Consider the following 18877-nt stretch of genomic DNA (forward strand, 5'->3'; position numbering starts at 1 on the left):
AGGTAAAAATGCAAGAATCTTGTAAAAATGTTTATATCACAACTCCAATATATTATGTAAATGATGTAGCTCATATCGGTCATGCTTATACTACAATCATTGCAGATATGTTGGCAAGATATTCAAGATTGACAGGTTCAAATACATTCCTTTTAACAGGAACTGACGAACATGGACAAAAAATAGCACAAAGTGCTGAGATTAGAAATAAAACACCAAAAGAGTATGCTGATGAAATTTCAGGAAAATTTAGAACTTTATGGGATGATTTTGATATAACTTATGATAAATTTATTAGAACTACAGATGAAGAACATAAAATCGGAGTTCAAAAAGCTTTCGAAATAATGTATAAAAAAGGTGATATTTATAAAGGTGAATATGAAGGTTTTTATTGTGTACCTTGTGAAACTTTTTTTCCTGAATCACAACTTGTAGATGAACAATTTTGCCCAGATTGTGGAAGAGCTACTACTTTAGTAAAAGAAGAAAGTTACTTTTTTGAATTATCAAAATATGAAGAAAAACTTCTTAAATGGTATGAAGAAAATGAAGATTGTATTTTACCAAGAAGCAAAAAAAATGAAATTGTAAACTTTGTAAAAGGTGGTTTAAAAGATTTATCAATTTCAAGAACATCTTTTAGTTGGGGAGTAAAACTTCCAGAATCTATGAATGAACCAAAACATGTTATGTATGTTTGGCTTGATGCTCTTTTAAACTATATTACAGCACTTGGTTATGGAACTGATGATAAAAATATGAATTTTTGGCCAGCAAATATTCATCTTGTAGGAAAAGATATTTTAAGATTCCACTCTATTTATTGGCCAGCATTTTTAATGTCTTTGGATTTACCTCTTCCAAAACATATTGCAGCTCACGGTTGGTGGACAAGAGATGGTGAAAAAATGTCAAAATCAAAAGGAAATATCGTAAATCCAAAAGAAGTAGCAGATGCTTATGGACTTGATGCATTTAGATATTTTATGTTAAGGGAAGTTCCTTTTGGTCAAGATGGAGATTTTTCACAAAAAGCTTTAATAGATAGAATTAACTCTGATTTAGGAAATGATTTAGGAAATTTACTAAATAGAATTTCGGGAATGAGTGGAAAATACTTTGATTATAAAGTAAGTTCAGTTGATGTTGAAAAATTCCATAAAAAAGAGTTAGATGAAGTAAATGAAATTTTAGATGGTGTTCAAAAATATATTTATAATATGCAAATAAACAGATATCTTGAAGAGATATGGAAAGTTTTAACTATTGCAAACAAAGCAATCAATGATTATGAACCTTGGAATTTAATAAAAGATGGAAAAAATGCTGAAGCTATGGCATTAGTTGCTTTAATTACAAATATTATGGCTAAAGTTGCCCTACTTTTAGATTCAGTAATGCCTGAAAAGATTAAACTAATTGCTCAATCTTTAGGTATGAATATAAATACTGAAACTTTTAATAATTTAATTATTAATAAAGAGTTATTAGCTGATACAGTTATAACAAAAGTTGAACAACTTTTCCCAAGAATAGAAGAAATTTTATTAGAACAACCAGCAACAGCTGATGAAACAAAAGCTGAGTGTGAAATAAAAAAAGAACAAGAACCTACAAAAGTTGAAGATGACAATCTAATTACTATTGATAAATTTTTTGAAACAACTTTAAAAATTGGAACAATTGTAGAAGCAGTTGAAGTTCCAAAATCTGCAAAACTTCTAAAACTACAAGTTGATTTAGGAGAAGGAAGAAATAGACAAATTTTAGCAGGAATCAAAGAGTATTATTCAGCTGAAGAATTAGTTGGTACTCAAGCTTGTGTAGTTGCAAACTTAAAACCTGCAAAACTTATGGGAATGTTAAGTGAAGGTATGTTAATGGCAGCACGTGATGAAAATGGTTTATCACTTTTAAGACCAGAAGCACCTAAAAAATCTGGAACGAAAATAAGCTAGTGCAAATCTCATCTATTTTAGATATTGTTGATGGAAAGCTTTTAAACTCTCCATCAATCTCTTTTATATATTCAATCAAAACAAACGTTTCAAAAGTAAAAGAAGGCGATTTATTTATAGTTAAAGATCCAAATGAGATTGAAATAGCTCTAAAAAATGGTGCATTTGCAATTCTTATCGAAGAAAATCATCTGATACTTGATAATGAAATAGCTTGGATAAAAGTTGAGAATATTGATTTAGCTATAATAAAATTAATTCGTTTCAGCTTATCTACTAAAAATTTGAAAGCTTATTTTTGTGAAAAAGAGACTTATGATTTACTAAAAATATATTCAAATAACTTCGAAAAAGCTATAAAACTAATTCCAAATAGATTAGAAAACTTTTTTAAACAATTAGAAAACATAGAAAATGACGATATTATTATCTCTTCGGATAAAACAATTCTAGATAAACTTTACCCAAACAATAGTGATTTCAATGATATAGTTTTAGTTGAAAATATAGAAAATTTAACGGAACACTCTTTGTTTGAAACATCTTTTTCATATAAAGAAAGATATTTTTCAAGATTAAAAATTTCAAGCTTATATCTTACAAATTTTATAAAAGTTTATAATTTTCTAAATCAAAATATAGATTTCTCAAAATTAAAAGCTTTTCACAACTTAAAAGCTCTTTTTTTAGATAAAAATTTCAATCTTATAGAATTTGGTAAAAGTGATAAATTTATAATTTGTCAAAACAATGAAGATTTATATAAAAAAGAGATTTTATATATAAAAGAAAAATATAAATATGCGAAAGCTATTTTTATTTCAAATTTTTATGTGGACTTTTTAGACAAAGATGAACAAATTATCATAAAAGATTTAGAAGAGTTAAAACCTATTTTAAAAAGCTTAAAATTCAACGCTGTTTATATTATGGGATTTAACTATAAATGTGTAATAAACTATTTTTTAAAATCGCAAAAATTCCCAACACTCTTTTAAGATTAGTAAACTAATCCAAAAGAGCTTATCACTTTTCCTAAAATTTCTAAATCATTTTTATTTAAAACTTGTGATGGATAATCTTTGTTATCAGAAATAATATCTAGTTTCCCATCAACTCGTCTTTGTATTCTTTTTACAAATAAACCATGAATTGTAGTAAAAGCATAAATTCCATCTCTTGATACATCATTTTTTGTTTTATCAATAAATATTATATTATCACTATTTAATGTCGGTTCCATAGAATCTCCAATTACATTTATAGCATCAATATTTTTTAAATTTTCATTTCCACCTAACATATTAACAAAATATCGTGGTAGTTCTAATGACTCAAAGTTATCTTCACTTTCATAAGCTCCACCTCCAGCACTAACGGAAACAGAAGGATAATATTTAATCCAATATTTATCTGTTGCATCAATTAAAGAATCTGGATTTTGATTATATAAAAGCCAATTTATAGATATTTTCTTTTTAGCACAAAAATTTAGAATATTTGTAAATGGAATTTTTCCTCTATTTTTCATAGTCGCAAAATTTGCTTGGCTTAATTCTAAAGATTTAGCTACATCTTTATCAAATACTTTACCATTTTTTCCATCTGCACTTATAATATCTTTTAACTTTTCTATAATCTCATCAACAATGAACATTTTAGCTCCTTTTTTTATTTTTCAAAATTATATTACAATTTGAAATATTTTTCAAGTATATTTTATTTTATATATATAATTTGCAATATAAAACAAAAAGGATATATTTATGCAAATAAAAATAATAAAAACTAAAGATAGTGTTATAAATTTCTTTAAAAAAGTTGATGATTTTATTTATGAATTTGGTGAAAAAATCTTATAAATAATAAAAACTATTAAATTTTAGAATTTGTCAAAAAAACAATAAAAATATAAATATTACTAAAGCAACTTTTATATATGATTACACTCATATTTACAAATGGTAACCACGGAGAGAAATATGGAAGGGCTAAATACGATAGCAGAATTAGTAACAAGCTTTCTAATAGTAATGGGGATAGTATCAACAGTATTATTAATATTAGGTTTTTTGCTAAAAGCAAAAGGAGTAACATTTGTAGAGTTTTTTCCGAAAAAACAAGAGAATGTTAGTCAAACACCAAATATAATCTATAACACAATAACAAATCCTGTTGTATCAAATTCAGGGATAGACCCAAGAAAAGTAGCAGCAATAATGGCAGCAATACAACATCATACAAAGTTAAAAGGTTAATAGGATATGTCTAAGAAGTATATAGATATTATGGATACAACCTTTAGAGATGGATTCCAATCTGTCTTTGGAGGAAGAGTTTTAATGAATGACTTTTTTCCAGCAGTAGAAGCTGCAAAAGAGGCTGGGATAACTCACTTTGAATTTGGAGGAGGAGCAAGATTCCAATCGTTGTTCTTCTACTTACAAGAAAATGCTTTTGATATGATGGATAAATTTAGATCTATCGTAGGACCAGAAGCAAACTTACAAACTCTAGCTCGTGGTATAAATACAGTAATGTTAGATACTGGTTCAAGAGAATTAATAGACCTTCACGCAAAACTTTTTGCAAAACATGGAACAACAACAATTAGAAACTTTGATGCTTTAAATGATGTTCAAAACCTTGAATACTCTGCACAATGTATAAAAAATCATGGATTAAAACATGAAGTAGTTGTAACACTTATGGATTTACCTCCAAACTGTACAGGTGCACATGATGTACCTTTTTATGAAAAAACTTTAAGAAGTATTCTAGATAGCGGATTGCCTTTTGATTCTGTTTGTTTTAAAGATGCAAGTGGAACATCAAGCCCACAAAAAGTATTTGATACTATTAAAATGGCAAGAAACCTTTTAGGTGATTCTACTCATATAAGACTTCATACTCATGAAACAGCAGGAGTTAGTATAGCTTGTTATTTAGCAGCTCTTGAAGCAGGTGCTGATGGTATAGACTTAGCTGCATCTCCAGTTAGTGGAGGAACATCTCAACCAGATATCCTAACTATGCTTCATGCTGTAAAAGGTAAAAACTTTGATTTAGGTGGTTTAGAAATTGATAAAATTCTAAAATATGAAGAGACTTTGGCTCATTGCTTAAAAGATTACTTCCTTCCACCAGAAGCAACTCAAGTTTCACCACTTATTCCTTTTTCTCCAATGCCTGGTGGTGCATTAACTGCAAATACTCAAATGATGAGAGATAATGGAACTTTAGATAAATTTCCAGCAGTTATTAAAGCTATGCAAGAAGTGGTTGTTAGAGGAGGATTTGGTACATCTGTAACTCCTGTTTCTCAATTTTATTGGCAACAAGCATACGCTAATGTTATGTTTGGACCATGGAAACAAATAGCTCCAGGATATGGAAGAATGGTTTTAGGATACTTTGGAAAAACACCAGTTGAAGCAGATCCTGAAATAATAAAATTAGCAAGTGAAAAATTAAAACTAGAACCAACTAAAGAGAATCCTTTAGATATTGCTGATCGTGATGAGAAAAAGAAAATATCTGTTTGGAAACAAAGATTAGAAATAGAAAATATTCCTGTAACAGAAGAGAATATTTTTATTGCAGCTGCTTGTGATGAGAAAGGTATTGCATTTTTAAAAGGAGAGAGTCCTTTAAATGTAAGAAAAAAAGAGAATGAAATAAATAATAGTAATAATAAAACAAAAGGAGATAATAAAATGGCAAATGGGAACTATACAGTAGTAGTAGATGGACAAAGATTTAATGTAACAGTAGCTGAAGGGATTGTAGATAATATACAAGTTGCACAACCTGTTGTACAACAAGTAGTTCAACAACCAGTTCAAGCTCAAGTTGCACAAACTCCTGCAAAACCAGTTTATAATGGAACAGAAGTTCCAGCAGCAGTTAATGGGAATGTATGGAAAATACTTGTTAAAGAGGGAGATAGAGTTGAAAAAGATCAACAAATTATGATTTTAGAAGCTATGAAAATGGAAATTGACATTACTGCTCCTGTTTCTGGTACTATCTCTAAAATCTTAGTTGAACCTTCTTCTTCTGTTGACGAAGGTCAAACTTTAGCTGTTATTGCTTAAGATAGGTTTATTGATATTTTTATCAATATTTGAATAATATAATAAAATAAAAATAAAATAGGAAAGTTAAATTATGTCTAATATTAAAGACTCGTTAGGTTTAGAAAACGTTGGAATTGTTCATAGAAATTTAGATGTTGATTCATTAATTAAATTTGCAATTGAAAATGAAGGTGCAAAAGTATCTTCAACTGGTGCTTTAATGATTGATACAGGTATCTTTACAGGAAGAAGTCCTAAAGATAAATTTTTTGTTAATCAAGATCCATCAAATAAATATATAGCTTGGGGTGAAATAAACAGAAAAGTTTCAAAAGAAGTTTATGGAGATCTTTTAAAAACATCAAAAAAACAGTTAAGTAATAAAGATATATTTGTAACAGATGTTTATTGTGGTTCATCTTTAGATTCAAGAAGAGCAGTTAGATTTATAACTGAAGTTGCTTGGCAAGCTCATTTTATTCAAAATATGTTTATTCTTCCAACACAAGAAGAATTAGCTAATTTTAAACCAGAATTTACAATATATAATGCTTGTAAAACAGTTGATATGGCTTATGTTAGTCATGGTTTACACTCAGAAGTTTATGTTATTTTTAATGTTGAAGAAAATACTGCAATTATTGGTGGAACTTGGTATGCAGGTGAGATGAAAAAAGGTGTATTCTCAATGATGAATTACTGGCTTCCATTAGAAGGAAAACTTCCAATGCACTGTTCTGCTAATATAGGAAAAGATGGTGATACTGCCCTATTCTTTGGTCTTTCAGGAACAGGAAAAACTACACTTTCAACAGATCCAAATAGAGCATTAATTGGTGATGATGAACACGGTTGGGATGATGAAGGAGTATTTAACTTTGAAGGTGGTTGTTACGCAAAAGTAATAAACTTAGATAAAGATAGTGAGCCTGAAATCTTTAATGCTATAAAAAAAGGAGCTATATTAGAAAATGTAGTTGCTGATGAAAATGGTGTAGTTGATTTTACAGATAAAACAAAAACTGAAAATACTAGAGTTTCATATCCAATAGATCATATAGAAAATCACACTCCAACTTTAAGAGGTAATCATCCAAAAAATATCATTTTCTTATGTGCTGATGCATTTGGTGTTTTACCTCCTGTTGCAAAATTAGATAAACAACAAGCTATGTACTACTTTTTAAGTGGATATACAGCAAAAGTTGCAGGAACAGAAAGAGGAATTAATGAGCCAATAGCTACATTCTCATCTTGCTTTGGTGAAGCATTTTTACCTTTAAACCCAACTGTTTATGCTGAGTTATTAGGTAAAAAAATTGACAAACATAATGTAAACGTTTATTTAGTAAACACAGGATGGACTGGTGGTGCTTATGGTGTTGGAAAAAGAATGAGTATAAAAAATACTAGAGCTTGTATCAATGCTATTTTAGATGGTTCTATTAACAATTCTGAATTTGAAACTATGTCAATATTTAATTTATCTATTCCTAAAACATTAAAAGGTGTAGATACTGAAGTTCTAAATCCAAGAAATACTTGGCAAGACAAAGTTGCTTATGATGAAACAAAAATCAAATTAGCATCAATGTATATTGAAAACTTTAAAAAGTATTTAACATTAGAAAGTGAATACGATTTTACTGCTGCTGGACCAAGCTTATAAAAAAAGGAGAAGTTTTTTAACTTCTCCTTTTTAAAATTAACCTTCTATTTGTATCTCTTCTACTATTTCTAACCCAAAGCCTTGTAAACCAACAAAAGAGTGTTTTCCTCCACTTGTCATAAGTTTAATTTGTTTTATATTTAAAGAGTTTAAAATTTGAGCCCCTATTCCATAGTTTTTTTCTAACTCACTATTTTTTCGCCCATTATTTAGAAATATCAAAATTCCACCCTTTGATTGCATAAAGTTTATTGTTTTTAGCATTGAATGTAATTTATCATCATTTAAAAACATTTTTATATCTGGTCTAATTGTATGAAATTTTATATGACTTATCTCTTTTATTTCACCAAAAATAATTGCTGTATGAATATTTCCTAAATGATCTTTAAACTCTTTTTGTATTACATCTTTTGAAAAGAATTTTTTATTTGCACTTGAAATCTCTTCAACAAGTTTTTCATGAGATAATCTATACTCAACTAAATCAGAAATATATACTTGTTTTAAATTATGTTTTAATGCAAAAATATCTAAATCATCTCGTCTTGCCATTGTTCCATCTTCTTTTAAAATTTCACAAATAACAGCCTCACCATTTAAACCTGCAAGTTTACATAAATCAACACTTCCTTCTGTATGACCTGTTCTAACTAATACTCCTCCATCTTTTGCAATCAAAGGAAAAATATGACCTGGTCTTACTAATTCATTTGTTCTTGAAATAGGATTTGCTAATATTTTTATAGTATCATCTCTCTCAATTGCACTAATTCCAGTAGCTGCACTTGCTGCATCAACTGAAACTGTAAATGCTGTTTCATAAGAAGATGTATTTGATGTAACCATAGGATTTAACTCTAATCTATCTGCTGTTTCTTTTGGTAAAGAAACACAAACTAATCCTTTTGCATGTGTTACCATAAAATTTACCATATCTGGCGTACTTAATGCAGCAGAATAAACTAAATCACCTTCATTTTCTCTGTCTTCATCATCAAGCATTATTACCATATTACCTTTTTGAATCTCTTTTATAGCTTCTTGTACTCTTTTTATTGCATTCATTCTTACACTTCTTTATATTTATTAAATTTTTCATAGGATTATATCAAAAAATTCAAAATTTAATCTAAAACAACTTGACAAAACAACTCTATTTAATTATAATGACACTCCTTAAATTGGGGTATCGCCAAGCGGTAAGGCAACGGTTTTTGGTACCGTCACTCGAAGGTTCGAATCCTTCTACCCCATCCACAAAAATGAAAATCATTTTTATATCGCGGAATAGAGCAGCTAGGTAGCTCGTCGGGCTCATAACCCGAAGGTCATAGGTTCAAATCCTATTTCCGCAACCAAAAATACAATTTAAAATGATTTTTATAAGTTTTTATTAAGTAGTAGATTTATATAATTCGAAGCTTAATTTATAACGCTGGTGTAGCTCAGTTGGCTAGAGCAGCTGATTTGTAATCAGCAGGTCGGGGGTTCGACTCCCTTCACCAGCTCCACCTATTTTCTAATTTAGATAGTTATCTCTTTAATATCAGCAATTTTTCTAAACCCTTGATAGATTACTCCTACAAGATTTTTTCTGTTTATTTTTATTTTTTCATTTTCATGATTTACAAAAACATTATCAAAGAAATTATCAAGCTCAGGTTTTAAAGCAAATAAAGCTTCAAGTTCTTCATCATAAGTTTTATAAGTTTTTGATTGAACTTCATTAAATTTAGCAAATAACTCTTTTTCTTCTTTATCTTCAAAAAGTTTTTCATCAATTAAAAGTTTAGAGTTTACATCAACATCTTTTATGATATTTGCAACTCTTTTAAATGTTGCAACATAATCTTTGAAATTATCACTTTGAACTATTGGATTAAGTGCACAAAGCTTTTGAGAAATTTTATAGATATCTGTTTCACCACTTGCAAGAACAGCTTTTAAAACTGTTGGATTTACTTCAAATATTTTAAATAATCTTTCGTTGAAAAACTCTATTAAAACTTTTTTATCTAAATTTTTATAGTTAGTTGATAATTCATCAATAATCTTTGATAAATCAATTGGAAGTTTATGCTCCATTGCAATTTTTACAATTCCAGCTGCTGCACGTCTAAGACCAAATGGATCTTTTGAACCTGTTGGGATTTTTCCTACACTAAATAATGCCATTAAATTATCTAATTTATTTGATAATGCAACTATTGATGAAAATACATTTGAAGGAAGTTCTGAGTCTTCACCAGTTGGCAAATATTGCTCTTTTAATGCTAAAGATACTAAATTATCCTCTTTTGCAATTTTTGCATAGTAATATCCCATAAGGCCTTGGAGTTCTGTAAATTCATAAACCATTTCGCTCATCAAATCAGCTTTTGAAAGCATAACCGCTTTTTGAATTAACTCTTTTTCTTTTACTTCAAATGTATTTGCTAAATAAGAAGCAATTTTTGCTTCTCTTTCGCATTTATCATACATTGAACCTAAACCTTCAACAAATACTAGTTTTTTAAGCCCTTCATTTGATAAACCATTTTTAATATCATTTTTGTAAAAGAACATTGCATCAGCAAGTCTTGGTCTTAAAACTTTTTCATTTCCTTGAATGATATATCCAAAATCATTAGTTTTTGCATTAGAAACAACGATAAAATTATTTGTTAGATTTCCATCTTTATAAACTGCAAAATATCTTTGATTTTCTTTCATAGATGTTACAATTACCTCTTCTGGTAACTCTAAAAACTCTTCATCAAATTTTCCAATTAAAGCTGTTGGATACTCTGTGATAGCTACAACTTCTTCGAGTAATTCTGTATCTATTTCTATTTTAATATTGTGTCTTTGCTCAATATTTTTCATCTGTTCTAAGATGATTTTTCTTCTTTCATCTGGATATAAAATAACTCCACTTTTATCAAGTTTACAAAAATAATCTCCAGCAAAAGAGTAAGTAAATGGTTCATAAGAAACCATTCTATGAGCAAATGAGAAATTAGATGATTCAACCCCAAAAAGTTCAGCATCAACAATCTCTTCACCTAAAAGAACAGATAAACTTCTAATTGGTCTAATAAAACTATCAGTTCTACTTGCCCATCTCATAGATTTTCCAAAGTTTAAAGAAGCTACAAATTCGTTTATCATCTCATTTAATAAAGTTTTTGATTCGCTACCAATAACTTCTTGTTTGAAATATAAAACTTCACCTTTTCCTAAATCTTTTTTTTCTAAAACACTTACATCAATTCCCAATTTAGCAGCAAAACTAATAGCAGCTCCTGTTGGAACTCCATCTTTATAAGCTATTTTAATAGGTGCTCCAAATTGTTCAATAGTAGAATCTTCTTGTTTTACTTGGAATTCTCTATGCCATAGTACTAATCTTCTTGGTGTATAAAAAAAGTCAAAATCACATAATAATCTATTTCTTTCTAAAATATCACTCCATTTTTTCTCAATATTTGGAAGTTCATTTAAAAATGGAATTGCTGGTAATTCTTCTACACCAATCTCAATTAATAATGGTTTATTCATCTATTTGTTCCTTTTTAGAAGTTTTATTTTCTTCATTTTCTTCAAGTTTATCTGTATATTTTTTTATTTGTTGTTTGTTGAAATTTATAATAAATAAAGCCACCATAATAACAAACATAATAACTATTATTGTGTCTAATATATCTTTCATTATTTTCCTTTAAAAGGGGTTATTTTATCTAAGAATCACTTAACTCAAGCAAATATTCATAGATTGCGCCATCTATTTCATTTTTAGCTATTTGCTCAAATTCATCATTTGATTTTATTATTGCCAGATTTTTTGAATCAAACATATAATTATCTGCAATTTTTTGTATCTCTTTTGCTAAATCTTGATTGCTTATTATGTATTTTGCATTTAAACAATTTGCATAAATTGCTTCTTTTATTGAAGTTACAATAACTGCACTTGATATACTATTTTCACTAACATATTTTAGTAAAACTTCATCATAATTAAATATCAAAGTACTATTTGCTTTTGTATTTTTTATATCTTGTATTGAACTAATAAAAAAGATATTTTCAAAATGTATTAGTTTATCACCAATTACTAACATAATTACCTACTTATTTAAACAATCTTTTGAGCAATAATATTTTCCATTACTTAATATTGCTTCATTCAAAGATACATAAGTTTTACAACTTTCGCACTCTATCATATCATCTGTAATCATTTTATCTTTTTTTGCTATATCATTTTGTCTTGATTTTTTGAAAAAAAGAAAATAGATCACAAATCCTACTATTACTAGTCCTAATACTTTTAAAATCATATTAACCCTTTTATATATAAATAATTTCTATCTTTTTTATTTACTATTTTATAATTATTAACTTTTGCATTTTCAAGTTCACTTTCTAACATGCTTCCTTTATAAAAAAGATAGGAACTATTTGGCTTTTTTATATTTTTTGTGATGTCCAAAAGTAAAGAAGTATTTGTAACTGCTCTTGATGTTATCAAATCAACTTGCAAATCTTTAACCTCTTCTACTCTATTACATAAAACCACTAAATTATCAAGTTTTAAAGTTGCTTTTACAAAATTTAAAAATGATACTCTTTTTATTCTAGGTTCAATTAAATAAGCTTTTGTATCTCTTAAAGCTATCGCTAAAATAAGTCCTGGATACCCTGCTCCTGTTCCAATATCAGCAAAACTTTCATATTTTTCAATAAAAGTTAAAGGATATAAAGAATCCAAAATATTTTCATAAATATCATCTCTTGTTAATCTTCCACTAAGATTGTGAATAGTTCCCCATTGCTGAAGAAGTTTTACAAAAACTTCACAATCTTCATAAAATTTATCTTCAAATTTTAAATTATTTGCTTCAAGCAACTTTTGTAACATTAAAGTAGATGTCCCATTTTCTCTTTTTTAGTAAATAAATAACCTTCATTATATTTATTTGCTTTTATAATTGCAGGAATTCTTTCAACTATTTCAACGCCTAAAGACTCTACATATTTTATTTTTTCAGGATTATTTGTAATTAGTTTCAATTTTTTGATTTTCAAATCATCAAAAATATATCCAACAATACTATAATCCCTTTCATCTTCGGCAAATCCTAATTCCAAATTTGCTTCAATAGTGTTTCGTCCTTTATCTTGAAGAGCATAGGCATTTATTTTATTTACTAAACCTATGTTTCTTCCTTCTTGTCTATGGTATATTACCAAACCACCATTTTGCGCAATAAATTTTAAAGATAAATCCAATTGGCTTTGGCAGTCACATTTTAGACTTCCTAAAGTATCTCCAGTAAGACATTCTGAGTGAATTCTTACATAAGGAGCATCTAAATTTTCAAAATCTTGACTCATTATCGCTAAATGTTCTTGATGTCCGTCTTTATAAGCTTTTATTCTAAATTTTCCATATTTTGTCGGTAAATTTGCTATATTTGATTGTATTATATTCATTTGTATTTTTAAACCTTAAACTGTTAAAATCCGAAGATTATAACCAAAAGAGGTAAATATTATGTTTAAACGATTTAGAAGATTAAGAATAAATGAAACACTAAGAAATTTAGTGCAAGAGACTGTTTTAACGCCAGAAGATTTCATATATCCACTATTTGTTAAAGAAGGTAAAGGTATAAAAACAGAAGTTGCATCAATGCCAGGTGTTTATCAAATGAGTCTTGATGAAATATTAAAAGAGTGTGAATATTTACATAGCATAAATTTAAAATCTATTATTTTATTTGGAATTCCTGATGTAAAAGATTCTGTTGGAAGTGAATGTTTATGCGAAGAGAGTATTATTGCTAGAACTATAAAAGCTATAAAGGCAAAATTCCCAGATATGTTTATTGTAACAGATTTATGTTTTTGTGAATATACAGATCACGGACATTGTGGAATACTTGATCCAAAAACGCAAACTGTTGATAATGATAAAACTTTAGAAATATCTGCACTTCAAGCTTTAGTTCATGCAAAAGCTGGTGCTGATATGATAGCACCAAGTGGAATGATGGATGGAATTATTACAACTTTAAGAACTGCACTTGATGCTAATGGTTTTAAAGATTTACCTATTATGGCTTATTCAACTAAATTTGCAAGTGGATATTATGGTCCATTTAGAGATGTAGCTGAATCAACTCCATCTTTTGGAGATAGAAGAAGTTATCAAATGAATCCTGCAAATAGACTTGAAGCAATAGAAGAGTCTTTAGAAGATGAAAGACAAGGGGCAGATATACTTATGGTTAAACCAGCACTTGCTTTTTTAGATGTAATTAGAGATATTAGAAATGAAACAAATCTTCCACTTTGTGCTTATAATGTAAGTGGTGAATATGCGATGTTAAAACATGCAGGACTTGCAGGATTGATTGATTATGAAAGAGTTATGATGGAAACAATGATTGCTTTTAAAAGAGCAGGAGCAAATATCATCATAACTTATCATGCAAAAGAAGCTTGTGAAATTTTAAGAAAAAAATAACTATATAAATGAACAACTACCAAAAGGCCATAGAGAGTTCAAATATTGTTTCAAAAACTGATATAAATGGGATTATCACATTTGTAAACGATGAGTTTTGTCATCTTTTTGGCTTTACTAAAGATGAGTTAATTGGTAAAAATCACAATATAGTAAGACATCCAGATACTCCAAAAGAGAATTTTCAAACTCTATGGAGTACGATTTTAGATAAAAAAGTGTATAAAGCTACGGTTAAAAATCTTACTAAAGATAAAAAAAATGTATATCTTAATACGACAATTATTCCTATTTTAGATGAGTTTGAGAATATTATAGAGTTTATTGCAATAAGATATGATATTACAAATGAAGTAATGCTACAACAAAAACTTGAAGAAAAACAAAAAATCATCTTTTTACAATCAAGAATGGCTAGTCTTGGTCAAATGTTAGCAAATATTGCTCATCAATGGAGACAACCATTAACTGAGCTAAATTTATGCCTATTTAATCTTAAAAAAGCTTTTGAAAAACAAAATAAAAAAGAGTTTGAAAAGTTATACAATGACAATAAAAATACAATATTCCTAATGTCACAAACAATAGAAGATTTCACAAACTTTTTTAAACCACAAAAAAATAAGAAAATTTTTTCAGCAAAATCAGTTATAAATGAGACTTTAAAAATTTTATCAAGAATTATTGAAGATGAAAAAATAGTTATTGAAACTTTTATAGATGAAAAAATAGAGATATTTGGAATAAAAAATGAATTAATCCAAGTAATTCTAAATCTAATACAAAATTCAAAAGATGCTTTTAATCAAAATAATATAAAAAACAAAAAGATAGTTATAAAGATATATAAAGATAATAAAAATATATTTTTAGAGTTTATTGATAATGCTTTGGGAATAGACAAAGATTTAATAGATAAAATCTATGAACCTTATTTTACAACAAAACATCAAAGTAGTGGTACAGGACTTGGACTTTTTATCTCTAAAATCATTATTGAAAATAGTTTTGAAGGAGAAATTTTATATGAAAAGCTTGAAAATGGCTCAAAATTTATCTTAAAATTTCCAGTTGGTAGTCAAAAATGAAATCATTAAAAGTTCTAATAGTAGAAGATGAAATAAAACTAGCAAATTTGATAAAAGCATCTATAAAAGAGTTATTTTTTAAAGTAAATATTGCAAAAGATGGAATTGAAGGTCTTAAAAAGTTTCAAAGCTTTAAACCAGATATCATAATAAGTGATATTACTATGCCAAATCTTGATGGTTTAGAAATGTGTCAAAGAATAAGAGAAGAAAGTAATATTCCAATAGTGATTTTGAGTGCTTATAGCCAAAAAGAAAAGCTATTAAAAGCTATTGATTTGGGAATTAACAAATATTTTATTAAACCTTTTGATATTGAAGAATTTTTAGAATATCTTAAAAACTTATCTAAAAATATAAAAAAGATTAAAACTTATAAATTAAAAGATAATTTTGTATTTGATAATAACTCTGTTTGTTTATATAAAGATGAAATTCTAATAAATCTTACAAAAAGAGAAAGAGAATTTTTGAATATTTTGATAAAAAATAAAAACTCTTTAGTAAAAAAAGAAGATATCAAAACACTTTTATGGAATGAAGATGTAAGTGACGAAAGACTAAGAACTTTTATTAAAAGATTGAGATTAAAAACTTCAAAAGATTTAGTTGAAAATGTATCTTCTCAAGGTTATTTAATTTCGGTATTCGACAACTAATTTTGAGTTATCTATCAAATTTTTATCCAAACTTCTTGATTTTTTAATATTTCCAATATTTGATGAGGTTTCTAAGAAATTTTGTATATAGTAAGTATTATTATAACCTATACAATGAACAGTATTTATTATCTCATTTATATCATTTTCATCAATCAAGCTTGTATTTACAGTAGTTCTAAGTTCAAAAGAAAAATCTATTTTTAGTAAGTATTTTATTGTCTCAATTAATTTATCGTAACTATTTATTGAAGTTATGGATTTAAATTTACTTTTTGGTGCTTTAAAATCAAGAGATATAAAGTCCAAAAGATTATTTGATATTAGTTTTTTGATGAGTTTTAGATTTGTTCCATTTGTATCAAGTTTTATTTTATAACCTAACTTTTTTATCTCTTTACAAAAAGGTACAAGGTTGTGTATTGTAGCTTCTCCACCAGAAAGTACAACAGCACTAAGTAAAGTAACTCTTTTTTTTAAAAAATCTAAAACTTCATTATGAGAATATTTTCCTATTCTTGAAAATACAAGATTGTCATTATAACAATAACTACATCTCATATTACAAGAAATATGCCAAACTATACAAGCAATTTCACCTATATAGTCTGTTGTTGTAAATCTTGTAAAATCATAAACTATTTTTTGATTCAATAAATTTAACTCTTTGTTTGTGTTCACCTTTTTTTCCTATATTGAAACTTTCAACTGGTCTATGGTAACCCATAACTCTAGTATATACTATACATTTACTTCTTTTTTGCATATTCTTTTCAAGCAATTCTTGATTTGTCATTTTTTAACTCCTTTTTTAAAATTTCGTCATCACATTTTGGGCAATATTCATGCTCACCATCTATATATCCATGAATTTCACAAATAGAAAAAACAGGTGTTACAGTTATATAAGGCAATCTAAAATTTGAAATCACATTTTTTACAAATTTTCTACAAGCTTCAGTTGATGAAACTTTTTCTCGCATATAAAGGTGAAGCACGGTTCCACCAGTATATTTACACTGTAATTCATCTTGTAATTCCAAAGCTTCAAATGGATCATCCGTAAAATCTGCTGGAAGTTGTGAAGAGTTGGTATAATAGATATTTTTATCGAATCCAGCTTGAATAATATCTTTATATCTTTTTTTATCCTCTTTAGCAAATCTATACGTAGTTCCCTCTGCTGGAGTTGCTTCAAGGTTGTATAAATTTCCTGTTTCTTCTTGATATTTAATCATTTTATTTCTCATAAAATCTAATATTTCGATACAAAATTTATTTCCCACTTTTGTTGAAATATCCACATTTTCATAAAAAAAGTTTTTTAACATTTCATTCATACCATTTACACCAATAGTTGAAAAATGGTTATTAAAACTCTTTAAATACCTTTTTGTATAAGGATAAAGACCTCTTTCATACATACTATTTATAAATTCTCGTTTTATTTCTAAACTCTCTTTTGCTAAATCCATCAACTCTTCTAATCTTTTTAATAAAGAGTCTATGTCACCTTTATACAAATATCCAAGTCGTGCCATATTTATAGTTACTACCCCAATACTTCCAGTCATTTCAGCACTTCCAAATAGACCTCCACCACGTTTTAGAAGTTCTCGTAAATCTAATTGTAATCTACAACACATACTTCTTACATGACCTGGTTTATAAGCTTGTTCATTTTCTACTAAATTTCCTTTTTCATCTTTTGTATATTGATTTCCTATAAAGTTTTGAAAATATGAACTTCCTATTTTTGCAGTATTCTCAAAAAGTAAATCTGTATTTTCTCCATACCAATCAAAATCTTCAGTTATATTTACTGTTGGAATTGGAAAAGTAAAAGGTTGTCCTGTTTTATCCCCTTGTGTCATTATTTCATAATAGGCTTTATTTATTAAATTCATCTCTTTTTGAAAATCTTTGTAAGTTAACTGTTCAAATGAAGTTAAACCTTTTTTTTGAATCTCTAAAAAAAGCTCTTCATCATAAAAATCTTTGAATAAATGCTTTTGATTTCTTGTAGGAATTTGGTCTTTTAAATCACTTGGAACTGTCCAATCAATAGTAATATTTGTAAAAGGACTTTGCCCCCAACGTGCTGGAACATTAAGGTTATAAATAAAACTTCTAATTGCTTTTTTTATCTCTTTATATTCAAGTTTATCTTTAAAAACATAAGGAGCAAGATATGTATCAAAAGAGCTAAAAGCTTGTGCTCCTGCCCATTCGCTTTGAAGTATTCCCAAAAAGTTTGCCATTTGTCCTAAAGCTTCTCTAAAATGATTTGGAGCATTACTTTCAACTCTTCCACGTACTTTGTTAAATCCTTCATCAAGCAATATCCTTAAACTCCAACCAGCACAATAACCACTCAAACAATCTAAATCGTGTATGTGATAATCACCATTTCTATGAGCATATCCCTGCTCTTTTGTATAAACTTTATCAAGCCAATAATTTGCGATAATCTTCCCTGCACTATTATTTATAAGCCCAGCATGAGAATATCCTGTATTTGAATTTGCTTTTATTCTCCAATCACTTCCATTTATATACTCTTCTATAGTTTGAGTAGAATTTATGTAAGTTGTGTCTTTATTTATTTGTAAAATCTGTTCTCTTTGTATTTTATGCAAATGTCTATAAATCATAAAAGATTTCATAACATCAAAATATCTAGCTTTATAAAGCTCTTTTTCAATAATATCCTGAATATCTTCAACTGCAACTACTCTTTTACATTTTAGTTCAAACAAAACATTGAAAAAAACTGAAATATCATATTTTATATTTACACTCTTAAATGCTTTTTTTATTGCATCTTCAATTTTATATGATTCAAAACTCTGTTTTGAGCCATCTCTTTTTAAAATATCAACTATCATAACTCTTTCCTTTGTA

General features: G+C 27.6%; 19 protein-coding genes and 3 tRNA genes. 11 read left to right on the plus strand and 11 right to left on the minus strand.

The genetic code is table 11. The features are described from left to right. Nucleotides 1–8 precede the first annotated feature (8 nt). Together metG and CKV87_RS06115 are read left to right on the plus strand one after the other, a co-directional pair. Nucleotides 9–1961: a methionine--tRNA ligase gene (metG, locus tag CKV87_RS06110; protein WP_012012905.1), complete on the plus strand. Its 1953-nt coding sequence runs from the start codon at nucleotides 9–11 to the stop codon at nucleotides 1959–1961. Then, on the plus strand, nucleotides 1961–2959 hold the full coding sequence (locus CKV87_RS06115) for a hypothetical protein (RefSeq protein WP_012012906.1): 999 nt from the start codon (nucleotides 1961–1963) through the stop codon (nucleotides 2957–2959). The genes metG and CKV87_RS06115 overlap by 1 nt, the downstream gene beginning before the upstream one ends. A gap of 2 nt (nucleotides 2960–2961) precedes the next feature. Here the strand turns inward: CKV87_RS06115 and CKV87_RS06120 are convergent, their stop codons facing one another. After that, complete coding sequence (locus CKV87_RS06120; protein WP_012012907.1) at nucleotides 2962–3618, minus strand: S24 family peptidase; 657 nt, start codon at nucleotides 3616–3618, stop codon at nucleotides 2962–2964. Nucleotides 3619–3943: 325 nt separating this feature from the next. On the opposite strand from CKV87_RS06120, the gene CKV87_RS06125 reads away from it, so the two are divergent. From CKV87_RS06125 to pckA, 3 genes are all read left to right on the plus strand, one after another. Next, the gene (locus CKV87_RS06125) at nucleotides 3944–4219 is read left to right on the plus strand and encodes an OadG family protein (protein ID WP_012012909.1); all 276 of its coding nucleotides are present in this window, start codon (nucleotides 3944–3946) and stop codon (nucleotides 4217–4219) included. 6 nt (nucleotides 4220–4225) lie between these two features. After that, nucleotides 4226–6058, plus strand: coding sequence for a biotin/lipoyl-containing protein (locus CKV87_RS06130; RefSeq protein WP_004511361.1), 1833 nt, complete (start codon nucleotides 4226–4228; stop codon nucleotides 6056–6058). 73 nt (nucleotides 6059–6131) lie between these two features. Then, nucleotides 6132–7709, plus strand: a complete 1578-nt coding sequence (pckA, locus tag CKV87_RS06135) for a phosphoenolpyruvate carboxykinase (ATP) (protein WP_012012910.1) — start codon at nucleotides 6132–6134, stop codon at nucleotides 7707–7709. 36 nt (nucleotides 7710–7745) lie between these two features. Here pckA and CKV87_RS06140 read toward each other — a convergent pair whose 3' ends face one another. Next, on the minus strand, nucleotides 7746–8777 hold the full coding sequence (locus CKV87_RS06140; RefSeq protein WP_012012911.1) for a bifunctional 3,4-dihydroxy-2-butanone 4-phosphate synthase/GTP cyclohydrolase II: 1032 nt from the start codon (nucleotides 8775–8777) through the stop codon (nucleotides 7746–7748). A gap of 117 nt (nucleotides 8778–8894) precedes the next feature. Between CKV87_RS06140 and CKV87_RS06145 the strand changes: the two genes are divergently transcribed. The 3 genes from CKV87_RS06145 to CKV87_RS06155 all read left to right on the plus strand — a co-directional run bounded on the left by CKV87_RS06145 (nucleotide 8895) and on the right by CKV87_RS06155 (nucleotide 9223). Continuing rightward, a tRNA-Gln gene (locus CKV87_RS06145) sits at nucleotides 8895–8969 on the plus strand. Between the two features lie 24 nt (nucleotides 8970–8993). Further along, nucleotides 8994–9070, plus strand: a tRNA-Met gene (locus tag CKV87_RS06150). A gap of 76 nt (nucleotides 9071–9146) precedes the next feature. Further along, nucleotides 9147–9223 (plus strand) — tRNA-Thr (locus tag CKV87_RS06155). A 13-nt stretch (nucleotides 9224–9236) separates the two neighbouring features. Here CKV87_RS06155 and glyS read toward each other — a convergent pair. The 6 genes from glyS to ribA are packed head-to-tail and all read right to left on the minus strand — an operon-like array spanning nucleotide 9237 to nucleotide 13190. Further along, nucleotides 9237–11252 (minus strand): glycine--tRNA ligase subunit beta, encoded by a 2016-nt coding sequence (glyS, locus tag CKV87_RS06160; RefSeq protein WP_012012912.1) that lies wholly within the window; start codon nucleotides 11250–11252, stop codon nucleotides 9237–9239. Next, nucleotides 11245–11403: a hypothetical protein gene (locus CKV87_RS11700; protein WP_012012913.1), complete on the minus strand. Its 159-nt coding sequence runs from the start codon at nucleotides 11401–11403 to the stop codon at nucleotides 11245–11247. The genes glyS and CKV87_RS11700 overlap by 8 nt, the downstream gene beginning before the upstream one ends. A gap of 28 nt (nucleotides 11404–11431) precedes the next feature. Next, on the minus strand, nucleotides 11432–11815 hold the full coding sequence (locus tag CKV87_RS06165) for a hypothetical protein (protein WP_012012914.1): 384 nt from the start codon (nucleotides 11813–11815) through the stop codon (nucleotides 11432–11434). A gap of 6 nt (nucleotides 11816–11821) precedes the next feature. Continuing rightward, the gene (locus tag CKV87_RS06170; protein WP_004509424.1) at nucleotides 11822–12034 is read right to left on the minus strand and encodes a PP0621 family protein; all 213 of its coding nucleotides are present in this window, start codon (nucleotides 12032–12034) and stop codon (nucleotides 11822–11824) included. Continuing rightward, complete coding sequence (gene rsmG, locus CKV87_RS06175) at nucleotides 12031–12615, minus strand: 16S rRNA (guanine(527)-N(7))-methyltransferase RsmG (RefSeq protein WP_012012915.1); 585 nt, start codon at nucleotides 12613–12615, stop codon at nucleotides 12031–12033. Before rsmG ends, CKV87_RS06170 begins: the two co-directional genes overlap by 4 nt. Continuing rightward, on the minus strand, nucleotides 12615–13190 hold the full coding sequence (ribA, locus tag CKV87_RS06180; protein ID WP_012012916.1) for a GTP cyclohydrolase II: 576 nt from the start codon (nucleotides 13188–13190) through the stop codon (nucleotides 12615–12617). The genes rsmG and ribA overlap by 1 nt, the downstream gene beginning before the upstream one ends. Nucleotides 13191–13251: 61 nt before the next feature. Here ribA and hemB point away from each other — a divergent pair, with 61 nt between their 5' ends. Genes hemB through CKV87_RS06195 form a run of 3 tightly spaced genes read left to right on the plus strand, consistent with a single transcriptional unit; the run spans nucleotide 13252 to nucleotide 15973 of the window. After that, a complete protein-coding gene (gene hemB, locus CKV87_RS06185; protein ID WP_012012917.1) occupies nucleotides 13252–14226 on the plus strand; it encodes a porphobilinogen synthase in 975 nt (324 codons plus the stop codon). An 8-nt stretch (nucleotides 14227–14234) separates the two neighbouring features. After that, on the plus strand, nucleotides 14235–15314 hold the full coding sequence (locus tag CKV87_RS06190) for a PAS domain-containing sensor histidine kinase (protein ID WP_012012918.1): 1080 nt from the start codon (nucleotides 14235–14237) through the stop codon (nucleotides 15312–15314). Next, nucleotides 15311–15973 carry a response regulator transcription factor gene (locus CKV87_RS06195; RefSeq protein ID WP_012012919.1) on the plus strand — a complete coding sequence of 221 codons (663 nt, stop codon included), beginning with the start codon at nucleotides 15311–15313 and terminating at the stop codon, nucleotides 15971–15973. Before CKV87_RS06190 ends, CKV87_RS06195 begins: the two co-directional genes overlap by 4 nt. On the opposite strand, the gene CKV87_RS06200 is transcribed toward CKV87_RS06195, so the two are convergent. The 3 genes from CKV87_RS06200 to CKV87_RS06205 are packed head-to-tail and all read right to left on the minus strand — an operon-like array spanning nucleotide 15950 to nucleotide 18861. Then, nucleotides 15950–16654, minus strand: coding sequence for an anaerobic ribonucleoside-triphosphate reductase activating protein (locus CKV87_RS06200; RefSeq protein WP_012012920.1), 705 nt, complete (start codon nucleotides 16652–16654; stop codon nucleotides 15950–15952). The two genes, CKV87_RS06195 and CKV87_RS06200, sit on opposite strands and share 24 nt — an antisense overlap. Continuing rightward, on the minus strand, nucleotides 16605–16769 hold the full coding sequence (gene nrdD, locus CKV87_RS11805; RefSeq protein ID WP_012012921.1) for an anaerobic ribonucleoside-triphosphate reductase: 165 nt from the start codon (nucleotides 16767–16769) through the stop codon (nucleotides 16605–16607). Before nrdD ends, CKV87_RS06200 begins: the two co-directional genes overlap by 50 nt. Then, nucleotides 16747–18861: a ribonucleoside triphosphate reductase gene (locus CKV87_RS06205; RefSeq protein WP_012012922.1), complete on the minus strand. Its 2115-nt coding sequence runs from the start codon at nucleotides 18859–18861 to the stop codon at nucleotides 16747–16749. Before CKV87_RS06205 ends, nrdD begins: the two co-directional genes overlap by 23 nt. Nucleotides 18862–18877 lie beyond the last annotated feature (16 nt).

The organism is Aliarcobacter butzleri (assembly GCF_900187115.1).
Classification (GTDB): Bacteria; Campylobacterota; Campylobacteria; order Campylobacterales; family Arcobacteraceae; genus Aliarcobacter; species Aliarcobacter butzleri.

Excerpts from the sequence above, each read along its gene's own strand:
- CKV87_RS06195 (WP_012012919.1), top strand. The coding sequence starts at position 15,311 with ATGAAATCATTAAAAGTTCTAATAGTAGAAGATGAAATAAAACTAGCA.
- metG (WP_012012905.1), top strand. The coding sequence starts at position 9 with ATGCAAGAATCTTGTAAAAATGTTTATATCACAACTCCAATATATTAT.
- CKV87_RS06165 (WP_012012914.1), bottom strand. The coding sequence starts at position 11,815 with ATGTTAGTAATTGGTGATAAACTAATACATTTTGAAAATATCTTTTTT.
- hemB (WP_012012917.1), top strand. The coding sequence starts at position 13,252 with ATGTTTAAACGATTTAGAAGATTAAGAATAAATGAAACACTAAGAAAT.
- glyS (WP_012012912.1), bottom strand. The coding sequence starts at position 11,252 with ATGAATAAACCATTATTAATTGAGATTGGTGTAGAAGAATTACCAGCA.
- pckA (WP_012012910.1), top strand. The coding sequence starts at position 6,132 with ATGTCTAATATTAAAGACTCGTTAGGTTTAGAAAACGTTGGAATTGTT.
- CKV87_RS06190 (WP_012012918.1), top strand. The coding sequence starts at position 14,235 with ATGAACAACTACCAAAAGGCCATAGAGAGTTCAAATATTGTTTCAAAA.
- CKV87_RS11700 (WP_012012913.1), bottom strand. The coding sequence starts at position 11,403 with ATGAAAGATATATTAGACACAATAATAGTTATTATGTTTGTTATTATG.
- nrdD (WP_012012921.1), bottom strand. The coding sequence starts at position 16,769 with ATGACAAATCAAGAATTGCTTGAAAAGAATATGCAAAAAAGAAGTAAA.
- CKV87_RS06140 (WP_012012911.1), bottom strand. The coding sequence starts at position 8,777 with ATGAATGCAATAAAAAGAGTACAAGAAGCTATAAAAGAGATTCAAAAA.
- CKV87_RS06170 (WP_004509424.1), bottom strand. The coding sequence starts at position 12,034 with ATGATTTTAAAAGTATTAGGACTAGTAATAGTAGGATTTGTGATCTAT.
- ribA (WP_012012916.1), bottom strand. The coding sequence starts at position 13,190 with ATGAATATAATACAATCAAATATAGCAAATTTACCGACAAAATATGGA.
- CKV87_RS06205 (WP_012012922.1), bottom strand. The coding sequence starts at position 18,861 with ATGATAGTTGATATTTTAAAAAGAGATGGCTCAAAACAGAGTTTTGAA.
- CKV87_RS06120 (WP_012012907.1), bottom strand. The coding sequence starts at position 3,618 with ATGTTCATTGTTGATGAGATTATAGAAAAGTTAAAAGATATTATAAGT.
- CKV87_RS06130 (WP_004511361.1), top strand. The coding sequence starts at position 4,226 with ATGTCTAAGAAGTATATAGATATTATGGATACAACCTTTAGAGATGGA.
- CKV87_RS06125 (WP_012012909.1), top strand. The coding sequence starts at position 3,944 with ATGGAAGGGCTAAATACGATAGCAGAATTAGTAACAAGCTTTCTAATA.
- rsmG (WP_012012915.1), bottom strand. The coding sequence starts at position 12,615 with ATGTTACAAAAGTTGCTTGAAGCAAATAATTTAAAATTTGAAGATAAA.